Raw genomic sequence first — 14,998 nt, 5'->3', positions numbered from 1 at the left:
ACAGGTGAAATATAGATTAGGAGCACCACGTTGAATAATAAAGTGTTGGTCGTAGAGGATAGCCGCGCCTATCGCAACTATCTTACTCAACAACTTTCCTCACTCGGCTGTCACGTGATTGGTGTCGAATCGTATGCCCAAGCCAAAGAGATTTTGGAGAAACATCCGTCGTTTCGCTTCGCGGTGTTAGATTACTGTTTGCCAGATGCTCAAGATGGTGAAGTGATTGATCTGGTTCTTTCTCATGAACAGAAAGTCATCGTCCTTACCGCCACTTTTAATGAGCAAGCACGGGAAAGATTCATTGCCAAAGGGGTGATGGATTACATCCTCAAAGACAGCATGGCCTCAGTGTCTTATTTGCTGCCACTCGCCAAACGCTTGCTCAACAACGAAAATCATCATGGCTTGGTGGTTGATGATTCCCCCACCGTTCGTCGTCATGTTGCGCAGCTATTGGAACATCAATACATCAAAACGACTCAAGCAGAAAATGGCCAGCAAGCGCTCGAACTGATTGCGCAGAACCCAGACATTACCTTCATCATCACCGATCATGACATGCCGGAAAAAGACGGCGTGATGATGACAAGGGAACTGCGCCAGACTTACACCAAGAATCAGCTCGCGGTACTGGGTTTATCCGGTACGGGAAGCAAAACCTTAACCGCGCAATTTCTTAAAGCTGGGGCGAATGACTTTCTGACTAAGCCCTTCAATCAAGAAGAGTTTTATTGCCGTGTTCACCAGTTGCTTGATATGAAAGAGGCTACGGATGAGCTGTATAAACTCGCCAACCAAGATGCACTAACAGGCTTATGGAATCGCCGTTTTTTGTTTGATCAAGTGTGTGATGGCTGCGAAAAACGCAACATTGCGATGCTCGATATTGATCACTTTAAGCGAGTAAATGACAATTACGGCCACGATGGCGGTGATGCGGCATTGGTTATGGTCGCCAACATCCTAAAGATCTATTTTCCGGAAGATATTGTCGCCCGATTTGGCGGAGAAGAGTTCTGTATTCAATCTTGCCAACCGTATGACGACTTTGTAAAGCGGCTGGATAGTATGCGCCGCCGAGTCGAAAAGACGCCGATTCATTACGCTGACGACACCATCAATGTAACTATCAGCATCGGCGTTTCTTGTATTGAGGCGAGCCTTGATGGCCAAATAAAAGTGGCTGACGATCGGCTCTACACCGCAAAAGCGAATGGTCGCAATCAAGTCGTCAGCCAATGACTATTTTGGCTCATAACCATTAGGGATTAACCGTTAGCGAATAACGGTTAGGCAATACGGTCTTTTTCCCAAGCGGCCAGCTTTTCTGCTCGCGCCGCTTCTCTTGCTTCGCGTTTTTTACGCGCATCACAAGGCTCAGGGCAATTACACACTTTCTCAATGCCCACAGCGCCTAAACCGCCGCAACTGCCTTTCACCACTTTCTTCTGCACTATGTAGCCAATAGACATGGCTGCAATCACTGCAATGAAAACACCGAAGGTGATAATAAATGTACTCATAGTGACATGCTCTCTTGCCGTTTATTGATGTAAGTATGGCTTATAGGTGGACGAAGCGAACTCTTTAAACCCATCGTCTGTTTTAACAATCATGAGTGCCGGGATCTGGTGCGCTTCTGCCACCTTCATTCCCTCTTCTTCACCTAACACCATAAGACCAGTCGCCAGCCCATCCGCGGTCATTGACGAAGGATGTAAAACCGTCACCGACACCACTTTATGGTCTATGGGTTTACCCGTTTCAGGGTTGATGATGTGGGAGTAGCGAACCCCATCACGCTCAAAATAGTTGCGGTAATCACCTGATGTGGCAATCGCCATATCGCCGGGTTCAATAATATCTTGAATCGCACGCTTATCGACTGAAGGTTTTTCGATCGCGATACGCCAGCCGACACCCTCACGGTTTACGCCTTTGAGGCGAATCTCACCGCCGACTTCAACCATGTAATTATCGACACCGATGGATTGGATGTAATCCGCGAGCACATCCACTCCCCAACCTTTGGCGATAGTTGATAAGTCGACGTAAAGATTGGCAATCTCTTTGCGCAGGGTATTGCCCTCAACATGCAGATGCTCAATCCCCACTCTGGCCTGGCGCTCCGCCAGCTCGTCATCGGTTGGTACCACTTCACGGCGCGCTTCAGGTCCGAATCCCCATAAGTTAACCAAAGGCCCAACCGTCACATCCAATGCACCTAGAGTAAGACCGTTGAGGCGAATGGCTTCTTTCACCACCAACGCCGTTTGTGGCGACACGGGAAAAGGTTCCGTGCTTTCACTTTGGTTAAAACGGCTGAGCTCTGAGTCCTTACGATAGGTCGACATTTGGTCGTTGACCTCCTCAAGCAGGCGATCAACCTCTTGCTGAATGACTTCAGGTTCAGGCAGCCCTTCGGTATTGAGGTACTTGATGTTGTAAGTCGTCCCCATCGTTGGGCCGCTTAAATGTATTTGCTCAACGGGCTGTTCACACCCTGCCAGTATCAGTAGGGAAGCAAACGCAACAAGCCACTTTTTCACAAAAAACTCCTGGGTTTCGGGTTGGTTTATCCAGTCATGTATAAACGGGTCGTGTGGAATGCAAAATGGCTGACTCAAAGAGCCAGCCATCGTTTTAGAGGCACGAACTATTAACCGCCAAAGTCATCGAGTAGGATGTTTTCATCCTCTACACCCAAGTCTTTTAGCATGCCAATAACGGCCGCATTCATCATCGGTGGACCACACATGTAGTACTCACAATCTTCTGGAGCTTCATGATCCTTCAGATAGTTTTCGTACAAGACATTGTGGATAAAGCCTGTGTAGCCATCCCAGTTGTCTTCTGGCATTGGATCGGACAATGCACAGTGCCAAACAAAGTTGTCATTCTCTTCTTGCAGCATATCGAAATCTTCCACATAGAACATTTCGCGTTTAGAACGTGCGCCGTACCAGAAAGACATCTTACGCTTGGACTTCAAACGCTTAAGCTGATCGAAGATGTGAGAACGCATTGGCGCCATACCCGCACCACCACCGACGAAGACCATTTCCGCATCGGTATCTTTCGCGAAGAACTCACCGAATGGACCAGAGATCGTACACTTGTCGCCCTCTTTCAACGACCAGATGTAAGAAGACATGATACCTGGTGGTACCTCAGGATTATTAGGCGGCGGCGTAGCAATACGTACGTTCAGCATAATGATCCCGTGCTCTTCTGGGTAGTTAGCCATTGAGTATGCACGGATTGTCTCTTCGTTGACCTTAGACTCGTAGCGGAATAGGTTAAACTTATCCCAATCCTCACGGTACTCTTCTGGTACATCGAAGTCAGCGTATTTCACGTGGTGAGCGGGTGCTTCAATCTGAATGTAGCCACCTGCACGGAAAGGTACAGACTCGCCATCTGGAATTTGTAGCTTAAGCTCTTTGATGAATGTCGCTTTGTTATCGTTAGAGATAACGGTACATTCCCACTTTTTAACGCCGAAGATCTCTTCTGGTAACTCGATATCCATGTCGGTTTTCATCGCGACCTGACAGGCAAGACGCTCACCTTCACGAGCTTCACCTTTAGTAATATGGTCTAGCTCGGTTGGCAGGATATCACCACCACCGGATTTGATTTTAACGCGACACTGGCCACAAGAGCCACCGCCACCACAGGCAGAAGATACGAACACACCCGCGCCCGCTAGAGCGCCAAGTAGCTTACCACCTGGTTGTGTAACGATCGCCAGATTCGGGTCATCGTTCACAGAAATTGTAATGTCACCTGTTGGTACCAGCTTAGATTTAGCGAAAAGAATCACTAGTACTAGCGCCAGTACAATCAGAGTAAACATCACTACACCAAGAATAATGTCCATTGACTATTCCTTAATTGTTGCGGTTTACCCGACTTACAGTTGAACACCAGAGAAAGACATAAAGCCCAACGCCATCAAACCCACAGTAATGAAGGTGATGCCAAGACCACGTAGGCCTGGAGGGACGTCAGAATACTTCATCTTCTCACGGATACCTGCAAGAGCGACGATCGCGAGCATCCAGCCCACACCAGAACCAAAACCGTACACGACAGATTCAGCAAAGTTGTAGTCACGTTGTACCATGAAAGATACACCACCGAAGATCGCACAGTTTACGGTAATCAACGGTAGGAAGATGCCCAATGCGTTGTACAAAGGTGGGAAGAAACGGTCCAAAACCATTTCTAGGATCTGTACTAACGCTGCAATCACACCAATGAAGGTAATGAAGTTAAGGAAGCTCAAGTCAACGCCTTCGACTAGCGCGTTCTCTCGCAATACTAGGTTGTAGACTAGGTTGTTCACAGGAACCGCAATGGTCAATACCACAACAACCGCCACACCTAGACCGAATGACGTCTTTACTTTCTTGGATACCGCCAGGAAGGTACACATACCCAAGAAGAAAGAGAGCGCCATGTTCTCGATGAAAATCGATTTAACTAACAGACTAATGTAATGTTCCATGACGACCTTACTCCTTCGCTTCGACTTGTTCTGGTTTCAGGATACGAATACCCCAAATTAGGAAGCCGATCAGGAAGAACGCCGAAGGTGCTAGGAGCATCAGGCCGTTTGGCTGGTACCAACCGCCGTTGCTCACCAATGGCAAAACTTCTAGACCAAACAACTTACCGCTACCAAACAGTTCACGGAAGAAGCCAACAGTGATCAGAACGAAACCGTAACCCAAACCGTTACCGATACCGTCAATCAAAGACGGCACAGGCTCAGATTTCATTGCAAATGCTTCTGCACGGCCCATAACGATACAGTTGGTGATGATCAGACCTACGAAAACCGACAACTGTTTTGAGATGTCGTAGAGGTAGGCTTTCAACACCTGGTCAACCACGATAACCAAAGAGGCGATGATCGCCATTTGGACGATAATACGCACACTGTTAGGGATGTGGTTACGAATCAGAGATACACAGAAGTTCGACAATGCCGTAACAAAGGTTACCGCCAGTGTCATAACAAAAGCTGTCTCAAGTTTGGTCGTTACTGCAAGCGCAGAACAGACACCGAGAACCTGTAGCGCGATCGGGTTGTTGTCCAATACCGGCGCTAAGATGCTCTTTTTCACGTTTTGTGCACTAGACATTAGTTCAGACCTCCGTCACGAACTTTTGCTAGGAACGGACCGAAGCCCATATCACCTAACCAGAAGTCAAAAGTGTGTTGAACACCGTTACTTGTTAGCGTTGCACCTGAAAGGCCGTCAACACCGTGCTCAGAACCCTCTGGTGCACCACCTTTCACGACTTTAATCGCTGGCTTGTGGTTGTCGTCAAACAGTTTCTTGCCGACCCACTGTGCACGCCAAGATGGGTTTTCTACTTCACCACCAAGTCCTGGGGTTTCACCCTGCTCGTAGTAAGTAATCCCTGCCACTGTGTTGCCATCCGTTTCAACCGCGACGAACGCGTACATCATCGACCATAGGCCGTTGCCGTGAACCGGAAGGATAACCTTAGAGACAGAGTCGCCATCTTTCACGAGGTAAACCACGCCCGTGTTCGCGCGACGCAAGATTTTCGCTTTGTCGTCCGCCGCGTCGAGCTTGATGGACTCCGCTGGATCTTTCGCCGCTTTACGCTGATCGAATGTCGCTGCGTTACCTTCAACGAAATCGCCGGTAGTGAAGTCTACAAGACGAGGTTCAATATACTGAGCAAAGAGCTCAGGGACTTTTTGACCCTGAGAATCGATGCCAGACACTTCGATAATCTTGCTCTGCTTGTCGAGAACCGCGTTCGCTTTCTGCTTATCACGCAGACCGACCGCTGCTGTTGAAACGATGATTGAACAAACCAGGCTCAACCCGATAACAACACCCAGCGTCTTTTTAATGCTGTCGTTATTACTTGCCATAGCGTGCTAGTCTCCGCTTGATGTTCTTTTCAACTACTACATGGTCGAACAGAGGTGCAAATAGGTTCGCGAATAGAATCGCCAGCATCATACCTTCTGGGTACGCTGGGTTGACGACACGAATCAGAACACACATCACGCCGATGAGCGCGCCGTACCACCATTTACCTTTGTTGGTAAAGGAAGCCGACACAGGGTCTGTTGCCATAAAGAACATACCGAATGCAAAACCACCTAGAACTAGGTGCCAATGCCATGGCATGTTGAACATAGGGTTGGTATCAGAGCCAATCACGTTAAATAGCGTTGCGGTTGCAATCATACCAATCATCACGCCGGCAATGATGCGCCAAGACGCAATACGCATGTAAACGATCATCGCTGCACCGATCATCAGTGCCAGTGTCGAAACTTCACCAATTGAACCTGGGATGTTACCAATAAAGGCATCCATCCAAGTGATCGGCGCGCCAGTCACGGTGTTCATCAAAGCACCATTACCACCTTGAGCCCATTGGCTCAATGCAGTCGCGCCAGAGAAACCGTCAGCCGCCGTCCATACAACGTCACCCGAGATTTGAGCTGGGTAAGCGAAGAATAGAAACGCACGACCCGCCAATGCTGGGTTGAGGAAGTTACGACCTGTACCACCAAAGATCTCTTTTGCGACGACAACACCAAAGGTGATACCTAAAGCGGCTTGCCACAATGGAAGCGTCGGTGGAACGATGAGAGCAAACAGAATGGAGGTCACGAAGAAACCTTCGTTAACTTCATGCTTGCGCACCATACAGAACAGCACTTCCCAGAAACCACCAACGATGAAGACCGTCGCGTAGATAGGAAGGAAGTAGGTTGCGCCAAGTAGCATTTTACTACCCACGCCCGCGTCTACTCCGATGGTACCGCCGAGCATTTCTGTTAACCAGTAATGCCAATTACCCGCAACCACAGCCGCAAGTTGATCCCCTGCGTACATATGGTTAAGAGCAGCGATGGCTTGGCCGCCAGCGTTGTACATACCCCAGAACATTGCTGGGAATACCGCAAACCAAACCATGATCATGATACGTTTTAAGTCAACGTTATCACGGACATGTGAGCTTTTCTTTGTCACTAGACCTGGTGTGTAAAACAGCGTTGCCGCCGCTTCATACAAGGCAAACCACTTCTCGTGTTTGCCGCCCGGCTCAAAGTGATGCTCGATGTCTTCAAGAAACTTTTTAAGCGCCATGAAATTTACCCTTCCTTCTCGATCTTGTCTAAGCATTCACGAAGTAGCGCACCGTACTCGTATTTGCCAGGACACACAAAGGTACACAAAGCGAGATCTTCTTCATCCAACTCCAGCGCACCCAGTGCTTGAGCACTGTCGGTATCACCGGCACACAGGTCACGAAGAAGCAGCGTTGGTTCCATATCAAGCGGCATAACGCGCTCGTAGTTACCAATCGGCACCATTGAACGGTCACTACCGTTGGTCGATGTTGTCATATTGAACAACTGACCATTGAATAGATGACCTAGGAAAGAACGAGTGATAGAGAACTTGTTTTTGCCCGGCATCGCCCAGCCAAACAGTTCTTTCTCACGACCTTCGCGCAGGACAGAGACCTGCATGTGGTAACGACCTAAATACGCGTGCGGACCTGTGGCATGAACGCCAGAGAGGACAGAGCCTGAAATCACACGAACTTCACCAGGCATGAGTTCGTTGTCCGTCACGTCGTCTAGAGACGCACCGATCGTGGTACGAATAAGACGAGGGTTATTAACCACAGGACCCGCTAGTGAAATCACGCGGTCTGTGTAGAGTTCACCCGTCAAGAACAGCTGACCAAACGCGATCACGTCTTGGTAGTTGATGCTCCACGCCACATTTTCCGCATTCACTGGGAACAGGTAATGCATGTGAGTACCGGCGAGACCGGCTGGGTGTGGGCCATCAAACACATGTTCTTCAACGTTCGGTTGAGACGAGCGAGGAAGACTAGTGCCAGATTTACAAACGTAAACCTTACCGTCAGTGAGGGTTGAGAGAATATCAAGACCAGCAACAAAGGCTTCTTGCTGTTCATTAATAATTAACTCAGGTTGAGCTGCCAATGGATTGGTGTCCATGGCGGTAACAAAAATCGCTTTTGTCGAAGACTCGATTGCTGGAACCTTGCTGAACGGTCGAGTACGTAAAGCTGTCCAAAGACCAGATTCAACCAGTTGAGACTTCACCGCTTGTGGGTCAAGACTGGCTAGTTGAGCTGCTTCGTACTTATCGAATGTCACCTGTTGCTCACCGGATACTTCAATCACAACGGATTGGAGTACACGTTTTGCACCACGGTTCACCTCGATCACTTTACCGCTTGCTGGAGAAGTAAACTTCACACCAGGATTCTTCTTATCTTCAAAAAGAACTTGAGCTTTCTTTACTTCATCGCCTACGCGGACATGCATGGTAGGACGCATGCCGACGTACTCTTCGCCAAGCAAGGCGACTTTCTTGATGGTTTTACCATCATTAATCACCTGGGTAGGAGCACCTGCGATAGGTAGATCCAAACCCTTTTTTATTGTAATCATACGCACTTGCACTACTTTTATCGGGAAAAAGATTCTTTGATTGCGTAACTTTTAGACACGACACTTGTGTCCGGTTTTGGTGATGTTTTAAACACCAAAATCGCAACATCCTCTTAAAAATCACATCGCAGAAATGCAACGAGATTTATCAGGTGCGATAGTCTATCATCTTTTGCAAAGACGACGCCATGACCAATACAGGTATTAAAGAAGATATTTCGAACGTTTTGAGTTTAAAAGGCTAAGGAATCGTCATAACTTTGAGCCATCGCACAAAGACCCAAATATCCACAAAGACTTTCTGTCACAATCCGTCATAAGGCGAAATATTTCATTTTAATGCCTGCCGTCCATTCATATGTTTCTTTACTGTTAACAAGTCGGTTTAATACCCCTACCCTTTAGAGGTATTTACACTGTCACTTTATGCTTTACTACCACCCATGCACATCGGGCTATCTGGCGCACTCTGGTTTTGCGCTTGCCACTCTTGCGCCGTGTATGTGTGGATGGATAAGGCGTGAATATGATTGGCCAATTCATCGGACAAGGCCTGATTCACAAGACGGTGCCTCGCAATTAACCGAGCGCCATCAAAGTGTTCACTCACGACAATGACCTTAAAGTGGCTCTCTGAACCTGCGGGAACATTGTGCATATAGCTTTCATTCACCACTTGCAGGTGGCTTGGCTGGAAAGCCTCGTGAAGTTTCGATTCTATTGTTTGCTGGAGCATGAATTCACCGTTACGCTAATCTGTTTAAGCGAGTTGGATTATGGGCGTGACCATAATAATGTGCTACTCAGTAAAGAAAAGGTTTTAGTTTTCACTGCCAGTAACATTTGCGACAATTTAGCCATTCTTAAGATGAGACCATTGACTGCATGAAAACTGAGCTGACTCTTTTTGAGCGAACACTGTTCCTTTACCGTTACCCTAAGCGTAGCAACGACACCTTACAAGCTTGGGACGCCGGAGATGAGTACCTGATCAATCATGTCGAGCAACTTTCTCTCACAAAAGGGAGCCACATCGTTGTTTTAAACGATCATTTTGGTGCGCTCAGCACGTGGTTCTCTCGTGACTACCGAGTCACCATGATGAGTGACTCGTGGATTGCTCACCAAGCGACACACGCCAACCTTGAGGTAAATCAGTGCCCTAAGGTCACGCTCTGCTCAACGCTCGACCCTATCCCTAAAGATGCAGATCTAGTGTTGATGCAAATCCCGCGTACCAATCGCCACTTAGTGTGGCAGCTCGCTCAGTTAAGAGAGACACTGTCGCCAACCATCCCTGTCATTGCGGTCAACAAAGCAAAAGAGATCCACAGCTCAACACTGAAACTGTTTGAGAAACACTTGGGCGACACGACGACCTCTTTGGCGTGGAAAAAACACCGTCTGGTATTTAGTTTCGCTAATTGTGATACGCCTATCCCCGCAGTGGCGATCACTGAATGGCCCGTTCCTCAACACGGGATGACGCTACAAAATCACCCTAACGTCTACTCAGGCGAGGGACTAGATCAGGGAGCGAGCTTTTTTCTTGACCACTTGCCAGACAACCTCGGCCACGCTCGAGCACTTGATCTTGGCTGTGGCAATGGCGTGCTGTCCGTTAAGTTATCACAGCTTAATCCAGCACTGTCGATCACCTGCGTCGATGAAAGTTTCAGCGCCGTGGCGTCGGCGCGAGAAAACTTACGTCCCTATGACACAGGTGAGCGTCAAATAGAGTGTATTGCCAACAACTGCTTGGATGGATTTGATGCTGATAGCTACGATGTGGTGCTTTGCAACCCACCGTTCCACCAGCAACAAACCATTACTGATCACATCGCTTGGCAAATGTTCTGTGATGCAAAGCATGTTCTTCGTGTTGGTGGGCAATTATTAGTTATCGGCAACCGCCACCTCGGCTACGATGGAAAACTGAAAAGAGTGTTTGGTAAACATCAAGTCAAAGTGGTCGCATCAAATAAGAAATTTGTTATTTTACAAGCGACTAAATAGTCCTCTATTATCTTTGAACTGAGAGTTAACTTCATACGTGAAGCATTAAGGAAAAGACAATGAAAAAACTGGTATTAGCGGCGTCAATGGCCATCTTGACCGCCTGTGCGTCCCCTCAGCAAGAGCAACTGAACTTTATGCCACAAGCGGTACTCAGTCGCGGTGATTTAGTCCAGGACGCCACCTTTACTATTACCAGTAAAGATGTTCGCTCTGCGCAATATGTCGCCTTGGTCGACAGTGGCCGCTCTAACATCGAACCTATTCATTCAAAACAGAATGTGCGTATCACATTAGAAAATGCCCTGCTAGAGCAGTTCCAATCTCAAGGTTTCCGTAACACCGTCAACAGCGAAAACGCACTGAAGATTGAAGTGCAGGAAGGTTTGGTGTCGGTCAAACACTCGGTAATGGAAAATGAGATGGACGGCAAAGTAGTGCTAGAAATCACCGCCGAAACGCCACGCGGCAAGTTAGTAAAAGCTTACACCGGCACAGCGAAACGCACAGGGGCACTCAGTGCATCCAACCAAGAGATCGAAACCGTTCTTAACGATGTGGTCAACTTGGTGCTAAAAGAAGTCGCGAACGATCGTGAATTGCAAACTTACATGCAGGAGCGTTTCTAATGTGGAAGTGGGCACTGACGTCACTGGCATTGGTGAGCCAACTTGCGTTTGCCGGACCAAAAGTCTTGGTGGAAACCACGCTGGGTAATTTCACCCTTGAGCTTAACCAAGAGAAAGCGCCGATTACGGTCGCCAACTTCCTCAAGTACGTCGAAGAGGGCAGCTATGCAGGAAGCCAATTTCACCGCGTGATCCCCGGCTTTATGGCGCAGGGCGGTGGCTTTGACACCAATATGAAACAGTTGAGTACGTACGCTCCAATTCAGAACGAAGCCGCAAACGGGCTAAAAAACGACCGTGGCACGATTGCAATGGCGCGTACCAACAACCCAAATTCTGCTACACGCCAGTTTTTCATCAACTTTAAAGACAATCACTTTTTAGACTATGACCAGCGCCCGCCGGGCTATGCGGTGTTTGGTAAAGTGGTCGATGGCTTTGACGTCGTTGAATCGATGGCGGGCATCAAAACGCACAATGTCGGTCGCTATAGTGACGTGCCGTCGATCCCTATCGTCATCAAAAAAACCACCCTTATTGAATAAACCTCTACCCGCCCCAACACATGTTGGGGCGGTGGCATCTCCGTCGTTAGTGACCTGCCCTCTTATTTCAAACCGCACAGAACAAGGATACGTCTATGTCTGCGACATCATCGCCAATGTCATGGCGCGACACCATCAAAAGCTATCTCGATAAGCGTCTGCTTTGGGTATTTATGCTGGGCTGCTCAAGCGGCTTTCCATGGGTGTTGATTGGCTCCAACATGTCTGGCTGGCTTAAAGATGCAGGCTTAACCCGAGCCGCCATCGGCTATTTTGGTAGCGTGTTCGCCGTCTACGCGATCAACTTTTTGTGGGCACCACTGGTTGACCGAGTCCGCCTGCCTTATCTCACCGATAAAATTGGCCAACGCCGCAGTTGGATATTACTCTGTCAGCTTGTTGTGCTCTCTTGCACCCTGTTCATTGCCGGTGTCGATCCTGCAAAAAACTTAGCGTTCACGTCGATGCTCGCGCTGGGTATTGCGATTGCCTCAGCGACACAAGACATTGCTATTGACGCCTTTCGTATCGACACCTTCCCCAAGTCTGAATCCTCTAAACTGCCTCAAGCCTCAGCGATGGCCGTGATCGGATGGTGGACGGGGTATTCTCTACCGGGTTATCTCGCATTTATCAATGCAGACAGCATGGGGTGGAATGGCGTCTATTACGGCATGGCGATCATCGTTGGCGTACTGATGCTCTTTACCTTGCTGGTCGGCGAGCCCAAGACTGAGCGAAGTGCGCTGCAAGAACAAGCCGAGCAAAGACATTACCAAGTCGTCGATTCAAAAACCGTCGCGTGGTTGAGTGTCACGGTTGTCGAACCCTTCCTCGATTTCTTCAAACGTAACGGTGTGCGCGTCGCGATCACGCTGTTGCTGTTTGTGTTCTTGTTCAAGATTGGTGAGGCGTTCCTTGGCCGCATGTCGATCACTTTCTACAAAGAAGTCGGCTTTAGCAATGAGCAAATTGGTTACTACTCGAAATTGATTGGTTGGGGGGCAACCATTGTCTTTACTTTGGTCGGCAGTCTATTTAACGTCAAATTTGGCATCGTTCGCGGGCTGATGATCGGCGGTATTGCGATGGCGGGCAGTAACTTAATGTTTGCCTGGATCGCCAAGACAGGACCAAGTGAAACCCTCTTCTTAGCCACGATCATTGTGGACAACTTCACCACGGCCTTCTCAACCGTCGCGTTTGTCTCGTTTTTGACTGTGCTCACTGGCCAAGCCTTCTCTGCCACGCAATATGCGCTGCTGGCTTCACTGGGCAACTTCGGCCGTACGACCCTTGCGTCATTCAGTGGCGAGCTCGCCGATTACTTAAACGATTGGTCACTGTTTTTCATACTGACCGCAGTAATGGTTATCCCAAGCTTATTGATGCTCTATTCTCTGCGTCACTACTTTTCGGATCTACTCGAAAAAGCACGCCAACAGAAATAGACAAGATGGCAAGAACGACAAAGGCTTGGATTGCTCCAAGCCTTTTCTTTTGTCGATTATCAATCTAGGGAAGAGATTAAGGGTATAAGCCACGTCCAAACATATTGAAGACTCGGGCGACGCCTTGGGTGAATATCATAGGCTCAGTCAGCACCGTTAAACACAAGCAATCTTCACCAACTTGAGTTTGCGGGCTGTGCTTGACCGATGCGTCTTTATAGAGAAAGTCGCCGACCTCATAATGCCCTTCTTCGTCAGAAAAACCACCATGAAGGACTAACGTCGATTCGAACCCTTTATGAGTGTGCTCGGGCACTTTGACCCCTTCCGCCATGTACATAAGATTGACACGGGCGTTGCCGGAAATCGCGATAGGAGCGCTAAACACCTTGCCACCATAATTGCGCCACTCGCCGATTCGATCATACAGCTTGGATAATGCAAGCGGTAAGGTCATCGAGCGTCCGTTGACATCAATCGTTTTCGGCTGGCGCAGCAGCTTGACAGGATCTTTGATCTGCTCAGTTTGGGTGATGCTTGCCAGCATCTGCTCAAGACTTTGCACCGGTGTTTGGTTGTCTGGCACCTCTTGCTCAAGCGCGAACCCGCACTCTTGCTCAAAGGATCTCACTTGCTCTTTACAATGTGGGCAACTTTCCAAATGCACGGCAATAGTGAACGCGTTGACATCATCCAATGACCCTTGTGCGTATTGCTGCAACATTTCGATGTGTGGATGGTAACTCATAAGCGATCGGCCTCTATGGAATGTTTCAGTTTTTCAATCGCGAGCCTTAGGCGCGACTTCACGGTACCAAGGGGAATATTCAGCATCTCTGCCACTTGCTGGTGAGGCATCTCTTCCAGATAGACGGCTTTCACAACGGTGCGTTGGGCATCCGGTAACGTATCTAAATATTTCACCACTTGCTCTTTAAGCATCTCTTGCTCTGGCGAATAGTGCTCAACCAAGTCAGGCGGGCAGTAATCGTTGGGCCAAATGTCATCGGAGGACAAATGGGCATCGCGCCCTTTTTGCTTGCGCAGCATATCAAAGCACAAGTTGCGCGCGATGGTGTAAATCCATGTGGAGAGCGAACTCTTACTGCCATCAAACATGATGCTCTTTTGCCAGACAATGGTCAGGGTTTCCTGTACCACTTCCATGCACACTTGCTCATTGCCCATATGGCGATAGGTAAATTGCTTTAAACGCGGGGTAAAATGTTGGAACACTAGGGCGAATGCTTGTGTGTCCTTCTGTTTTACCCTATCCATACACTCAGTCCAATCGGCTCGAGTGAACGCCTGAGTATCTTCACTGACCATATCGATTCCTTGGTTTCACCTAGTCTTGAGATGCTAACGGATTACTATACGCGCTCACGCGCGTTTCGATCACTCTCATTCTAGATCAAGGCTGAGGAGAGGGAATCATCTGGTTAATAAAGGCAAGTGCCGCCTCACAGGTTTGCTGTTGGTTAAGTGAATCAAATCGACTGGGTGTGAGAGGCAGTAATTCCAACCAACGCTGTGTCACCCAGCTGGCGTCGTCCATAAAACGCTGTTGGTACAACTCCCCCACTTGCGGGTAGTCGTGATACACCTGAAGCAGATGTTCACCAAGATGAACGTCTGCAGGCGACATCTCTGCGACTTGCCAGTTAGGCAGCGTGCGAATTTTCGCCATGCGCAGCCCATCAAACTCAGTGCGCACCCGCTCGATAGTAAAACGCTGAAGTCCACACACCGTGATACCGAGCAGACCGTCGTCTAGCTGATCAAAATCGACGATGCGAACCAGAGAGCCGGTGTGTGACAGTTGAACGGCGTCTGACTGTTTGGCCCTTT

Annotated in this window: 17 protein-coding genes; 5 read left to right on the top strand and 12 right to left on the bottom strand. The window is 48.6% G+C overall.

The window, feature by feature from the left end; genetic code table 11:
- Nucleotides 1-30: 30 nt before the first annotated feature.
- Nucleotides 31-1,245, top strand: coding sequence for a GGDEF domain-containing response regulator (locus tag AC6R0L_RS13525; protein WP_500629434.1), 1,215 nt, complete (start codon nucleotides 31-33; stop codon nucleotides 1,243-1,245).
- A gap of 47 nt (nucleotides 1,246-1,292) precedes the next feature.
- On the opposite strand, the gene nqrM is transcribed toward AC6R0L_RS13525, so the two are convergent.
- The 9 genes from nqrM to bolA all read right to left on the bottom strand — a co-directional run bounded on the left by nqrM (nucleotide 1,293) and on the right by bolA (nucleotide 9,242).
- Complete coding sequence (gene nqrM, locus AC6R0L_RS13520) at nucleotides 1,293-1,526, bottom strand: (Na+)-NQR maturation NqrM (protein ID WP_334554408.1); 234 nt, start codon at nucleotides 1,524-1,526, stop codon at nucleotides 1,293-1,295.
- Between the two features lie 21 nt (nucleotides 1,527-1,547).
- A complete protein-coding gene (locus AC6R0L_RS13515; protein ID WP_500629433.1) occupies nucleotides 1,548-2,552 on the bottom strand; it encodes an FAD:protein FMN transferase in 1,005 nt (334 codons plus the stop codon).
- Nucleotides 2,553-2,662: 110 nt separating this feature from the next.
- Complete coding sequence (gene nqrF / locus AC6R0L_RS13510; protein WP_487901297.1) at nucleotides 2,663-3,886, bottom strand: NADH:ubiquinone reductase (Na(+)-transporting) subunit F; 1,224 nt, start codon at nucleotides 3,884-3,886, stop codon at nucleotides 2,663-2,665.
- Nucleotides 3,887-3,919: 33 nt separating this feature from the next.
- Entirely contained in the window at nucleotides 3,920-4,516 is a 597-nt protein-coding gene (gene nqrE, locus AC6R0L_RS13505) for an NADH:ubiquinone reductase (Na(+)-transporting) subunit E (protein WP_014232790.1), read from the bottom strand.
- Between the two features lie 7 nt (nucleotides 4,517-4,523).
- Nucleotides 4,524-5,156, bottom strand: coding sequence for an NADH:ubiquinone reductase (Na(+)-transporting) subunit D (locus AC6R0L_RS13500; RefSeq protein ID WP_487901298.1), 633 nt, complete (start codon nucleotides 5,154-5,156; stop codon nucleotides 4,524-4,526).
- Nucleotides 5,156-5,926 carry a Na(+)-translocating NADH-quinone reductase subunit C gene (locus AC6R0L_RS13495; protein ID WP_500626535.1) on the bottom strand — a complete coding sequence of 257 codons (771 nt, stop codon included), beginning with the start codon at nucleotides 5,924-5,926 and terminating at the stop codon, nucleotides 5,156-5,158. Before AC6R0L_RS13495 ends, AC6R0L_RS13500 begins: the two co-directional genes overlap by 1 nt.
- Nucleotides 5,916-7,160, bottom strand: coding sequence for an NADH:ubiquinone reductase (Na(+)-transporting) subunit B (locus AC6R0L_RS13490; RefSeq protein ID WP_334554396.1), 1,245 nt, complete (start codon nucleotides 7,158-7,160; stop codon nucleotides 5,916-5,918). The genes AC6R0L_RS13495 and AC6R0L_RS13490 overlap by 11 nt, the downstream gene beginning before the upstream one ends.
- A 5-nt stretch (nucleotides 7,161-7,165) precedes the next feature.
- Entirely contained in the window at nucleotides 7,166-8,506 is a 1,341-nt protein-coding gene (locus AC6R0L_RS13485) for a Na(+)-translocating NADH-quinone reductase subunit A (RefSeq protein WP_500629432.1), read from the bottom strand.
- Nucleotides 8,507-8,930: 424 nt separating this feature from the next.
- Nucleotides 8,931-9,242, bottom strand: coding sequence for a transcriptional regulator BolA (bolA, locus tag AC6R0L_RS13480; protein WP_487901300.1), 312 nt, complete (start codon nucleotides 9,240-9,242; stop codon nucleotides 8,931-8,933).
- 149 nt (nucleotides 9,243-9,391) lie between these two features.
- Between bolA and AC6R0L_RS13475 the strand changes: the two genes are divergently transcribed.
- The 4 genes from AC6R0L_RS13475 (at nucleotide 9,392) to AC6R0L_RS13460 (ending at nucleotide 13,147) form a co-directional block, all read left to right on the top strand.
- Nucleotides 9,392-10,522: a methyltransferase gene (locus AC6R0L_RS13475; protein WP_500629431.1), complete on the top strand. Its 1,131-nt coding sequence runs from the start codon at nucleotides 9,392-9,394 to the stop codon at nucleotides 10,520-10,522.
- A gap of 59 nt (nucleotides 10,523-10,581) precedes the next feature.
- The gene (locus AC6R0L_RS13470) at nucleotides 10,582-11,151 is read left to right on the top strand and encodes a YajG family lipoprotein (protein WP_500629430.1); all 570 of its coding nucleotides are present in this window, start codon (nucleotides 10,582-10,584) and stop codon (nucleotides 11,149-11,151) included.
- Nucleotides 11,151-11,696 carry a peptidylprolyl isomerase gene (locus AC6R0L_RS13465; protein ID WP_487901302.1) on the top strand — a complete coding sequence of 182 codons (546 nt, stop codon included), beginning with the start codon at nucleotides 11,151-11,153 and terminating at the stop codon, nucleotides 11,694-11,696. Before AC6R0L_RS13470 ends, AC6R0L_RS13465 begins: the two co-directional genes overlap by 1 nt.
- A 95-nt stretch (nucleotides 11,697-11,791) precedes the next feature.
- On the top strand, nucleotides 11,792-13,147 hold the full coding sequence (locus AC6R0L_RS13460) for an AmpG family muropeptide MFS transporter (RefSeq protein ID WP_500629429.1): 1,356 nt from the start codon (nucleotides 11,792-11,794) through the stop codon (nucleotides 13,145-13,147).
- A gap of 76 nt (nucleotides 13,148-13,223) precedes the next feature.
- Here AC6R0L_RS13460 and AC6R0L_RS13455 read toward each other — a convergent pair whose 3' ends face one another.
- From AC6R0L_RS13455 to AC6R0L_RS13445, 3 genes are all read right to left on the bottom strand, one after another.
- Complete coding sequence (locus AC6R0L_RS13455) at nucleotides 13,224-13,895, bottom strand: ChrR family anti-sigma-E factor (RefSeq protein WP_500629428.1); 672 nt, start codon at nucleotides 13,893-13,895, stop codon at nucleotides 13,224-13,226.
- Entirely contained in the window at nucleotides 13,892-14,476 is a 585-nt protein-coding gene (locus tag AC6R0L_RS13450; protein WP_334554380.1) for an RNA polymerase sigma factor, read from the bottom strand. The genes AC6R0L_RS13455 and AC6R0L_RS13450 overlap by 4 nt, the downstream gene beginning before the upstream one ends.
- An 85-nt stretch (nucleotides 14,477-14,561) precedes the next feature.
- A partial coding sequence (locus tag AC6R0L_RS13445) for an LON peptidase substrate-binding domain-containing protein (RefSeq protein ID WP_500629427.1) occupies nucleotides 14,562-14,998 on the bottom strand: 437 nt, incomplete at its 5' end.

It is taken from the genome of Vibrio sp. R15-SG3-ISO1A, from assembly GCF_059833955.1.
This window is presented reverse-complemented; position numbering and strand designations above follow the sequence as displayed.

Coding starts and splice junctions, on each gene's coding strand:
- nqrM (WP_334554408.1), bottom strand. CDS start 1,526: ATGAGTACATTTATTATCACCTTCGGTGTTTTCATTGCAGTGATTGCA.
- nqrF (WP_487901297.1), bottom strand. CDS start 3,886: ATGGACATTATTCTTGGTGTAGTGATGTTTACTCTGATTGTACTGGCG.
- nqrE (WP_014232790.1), bottom strand. CDS start 4,516: ATGGAACATTACATTAGTCTGTTAGTTAAATCGATTTTCATCGAGAAC.
- AC6R0L_RS13500 (WP_487901298.1), bottom strand. CDS start 5,156: ATGTCTAGTGCACAAAACGTGAAAAAGAGCATCTTAGCGCCGGTATTG.
- AC6R0L_RS13495 (WP_500626535.1), bottom strand. CDS start 5,926: ATGGCAAGTAATAACGACAGCATTAAAAAGACGCTGGGTGTTGTTATC.
- AC6R0L_RS13490 (WP_334554396.1), bottom strand. CDS start 7,160: ATGGCGCTTAAAAAGTTTCTTGAAGACATCGAGCATCACTTTGAGCCG.
- AC6R0L_RS13485 (WP_500629432.1), bottom strand. CDS start 8,506: ATGATTACAATAAAAAAGGGTTTGGATCTACCTATCGCAGGTGCTCCT.
- bolA (WP_487901300.1), bottom strand. CDS start 9,242: ATGCTCCAGCAAACAATAGAATCGAAACTTCACGAGGCTTTCCAGCCA.
- AC6R0L_RS13475 (WP_500629431.1), top strand. CDS start 9,392: ATGAAAACTGAGCTGACTCTTTTTGAGCGAACACTGTTCCTTTACCGT.
- AC6R0L_RS13470 (WP_500629430.1), top strand. CDS start 10,582: ATGAAAAAACTGGTATTAGCGGCGTCAATGGCCATCTTGACCGCCTGT.
- AC6R0L_RS13465 (WP_487901302.1), top strand. CDS start 11,151: ATGTGGAAGTGGGCACTGACGTCACTGGCATTGGTGAGCCAACTTGCG.
- AC6R0L_RS13460 (WP_500629429.1), top strand. CDS start 11,792: ATGTCTGCGACATCATCGCCAATGTCATGGCGCGACACCATCAAAAGC.
- AC6R0L_RS13455 (WP_500629428.1), bottom strand. CDS start 13,895: ATGAGTTACCATCCACACATCGAAATGTTGCAGCAATACGCACAAGGG.
- AC6R0L_RS13450 (WP_334554380.1), bottom strand. CDS start 14,476: ATGGTCAGTGAAGATACTCAGGCGTTCACTCGAGCCGATTGGACTGAG.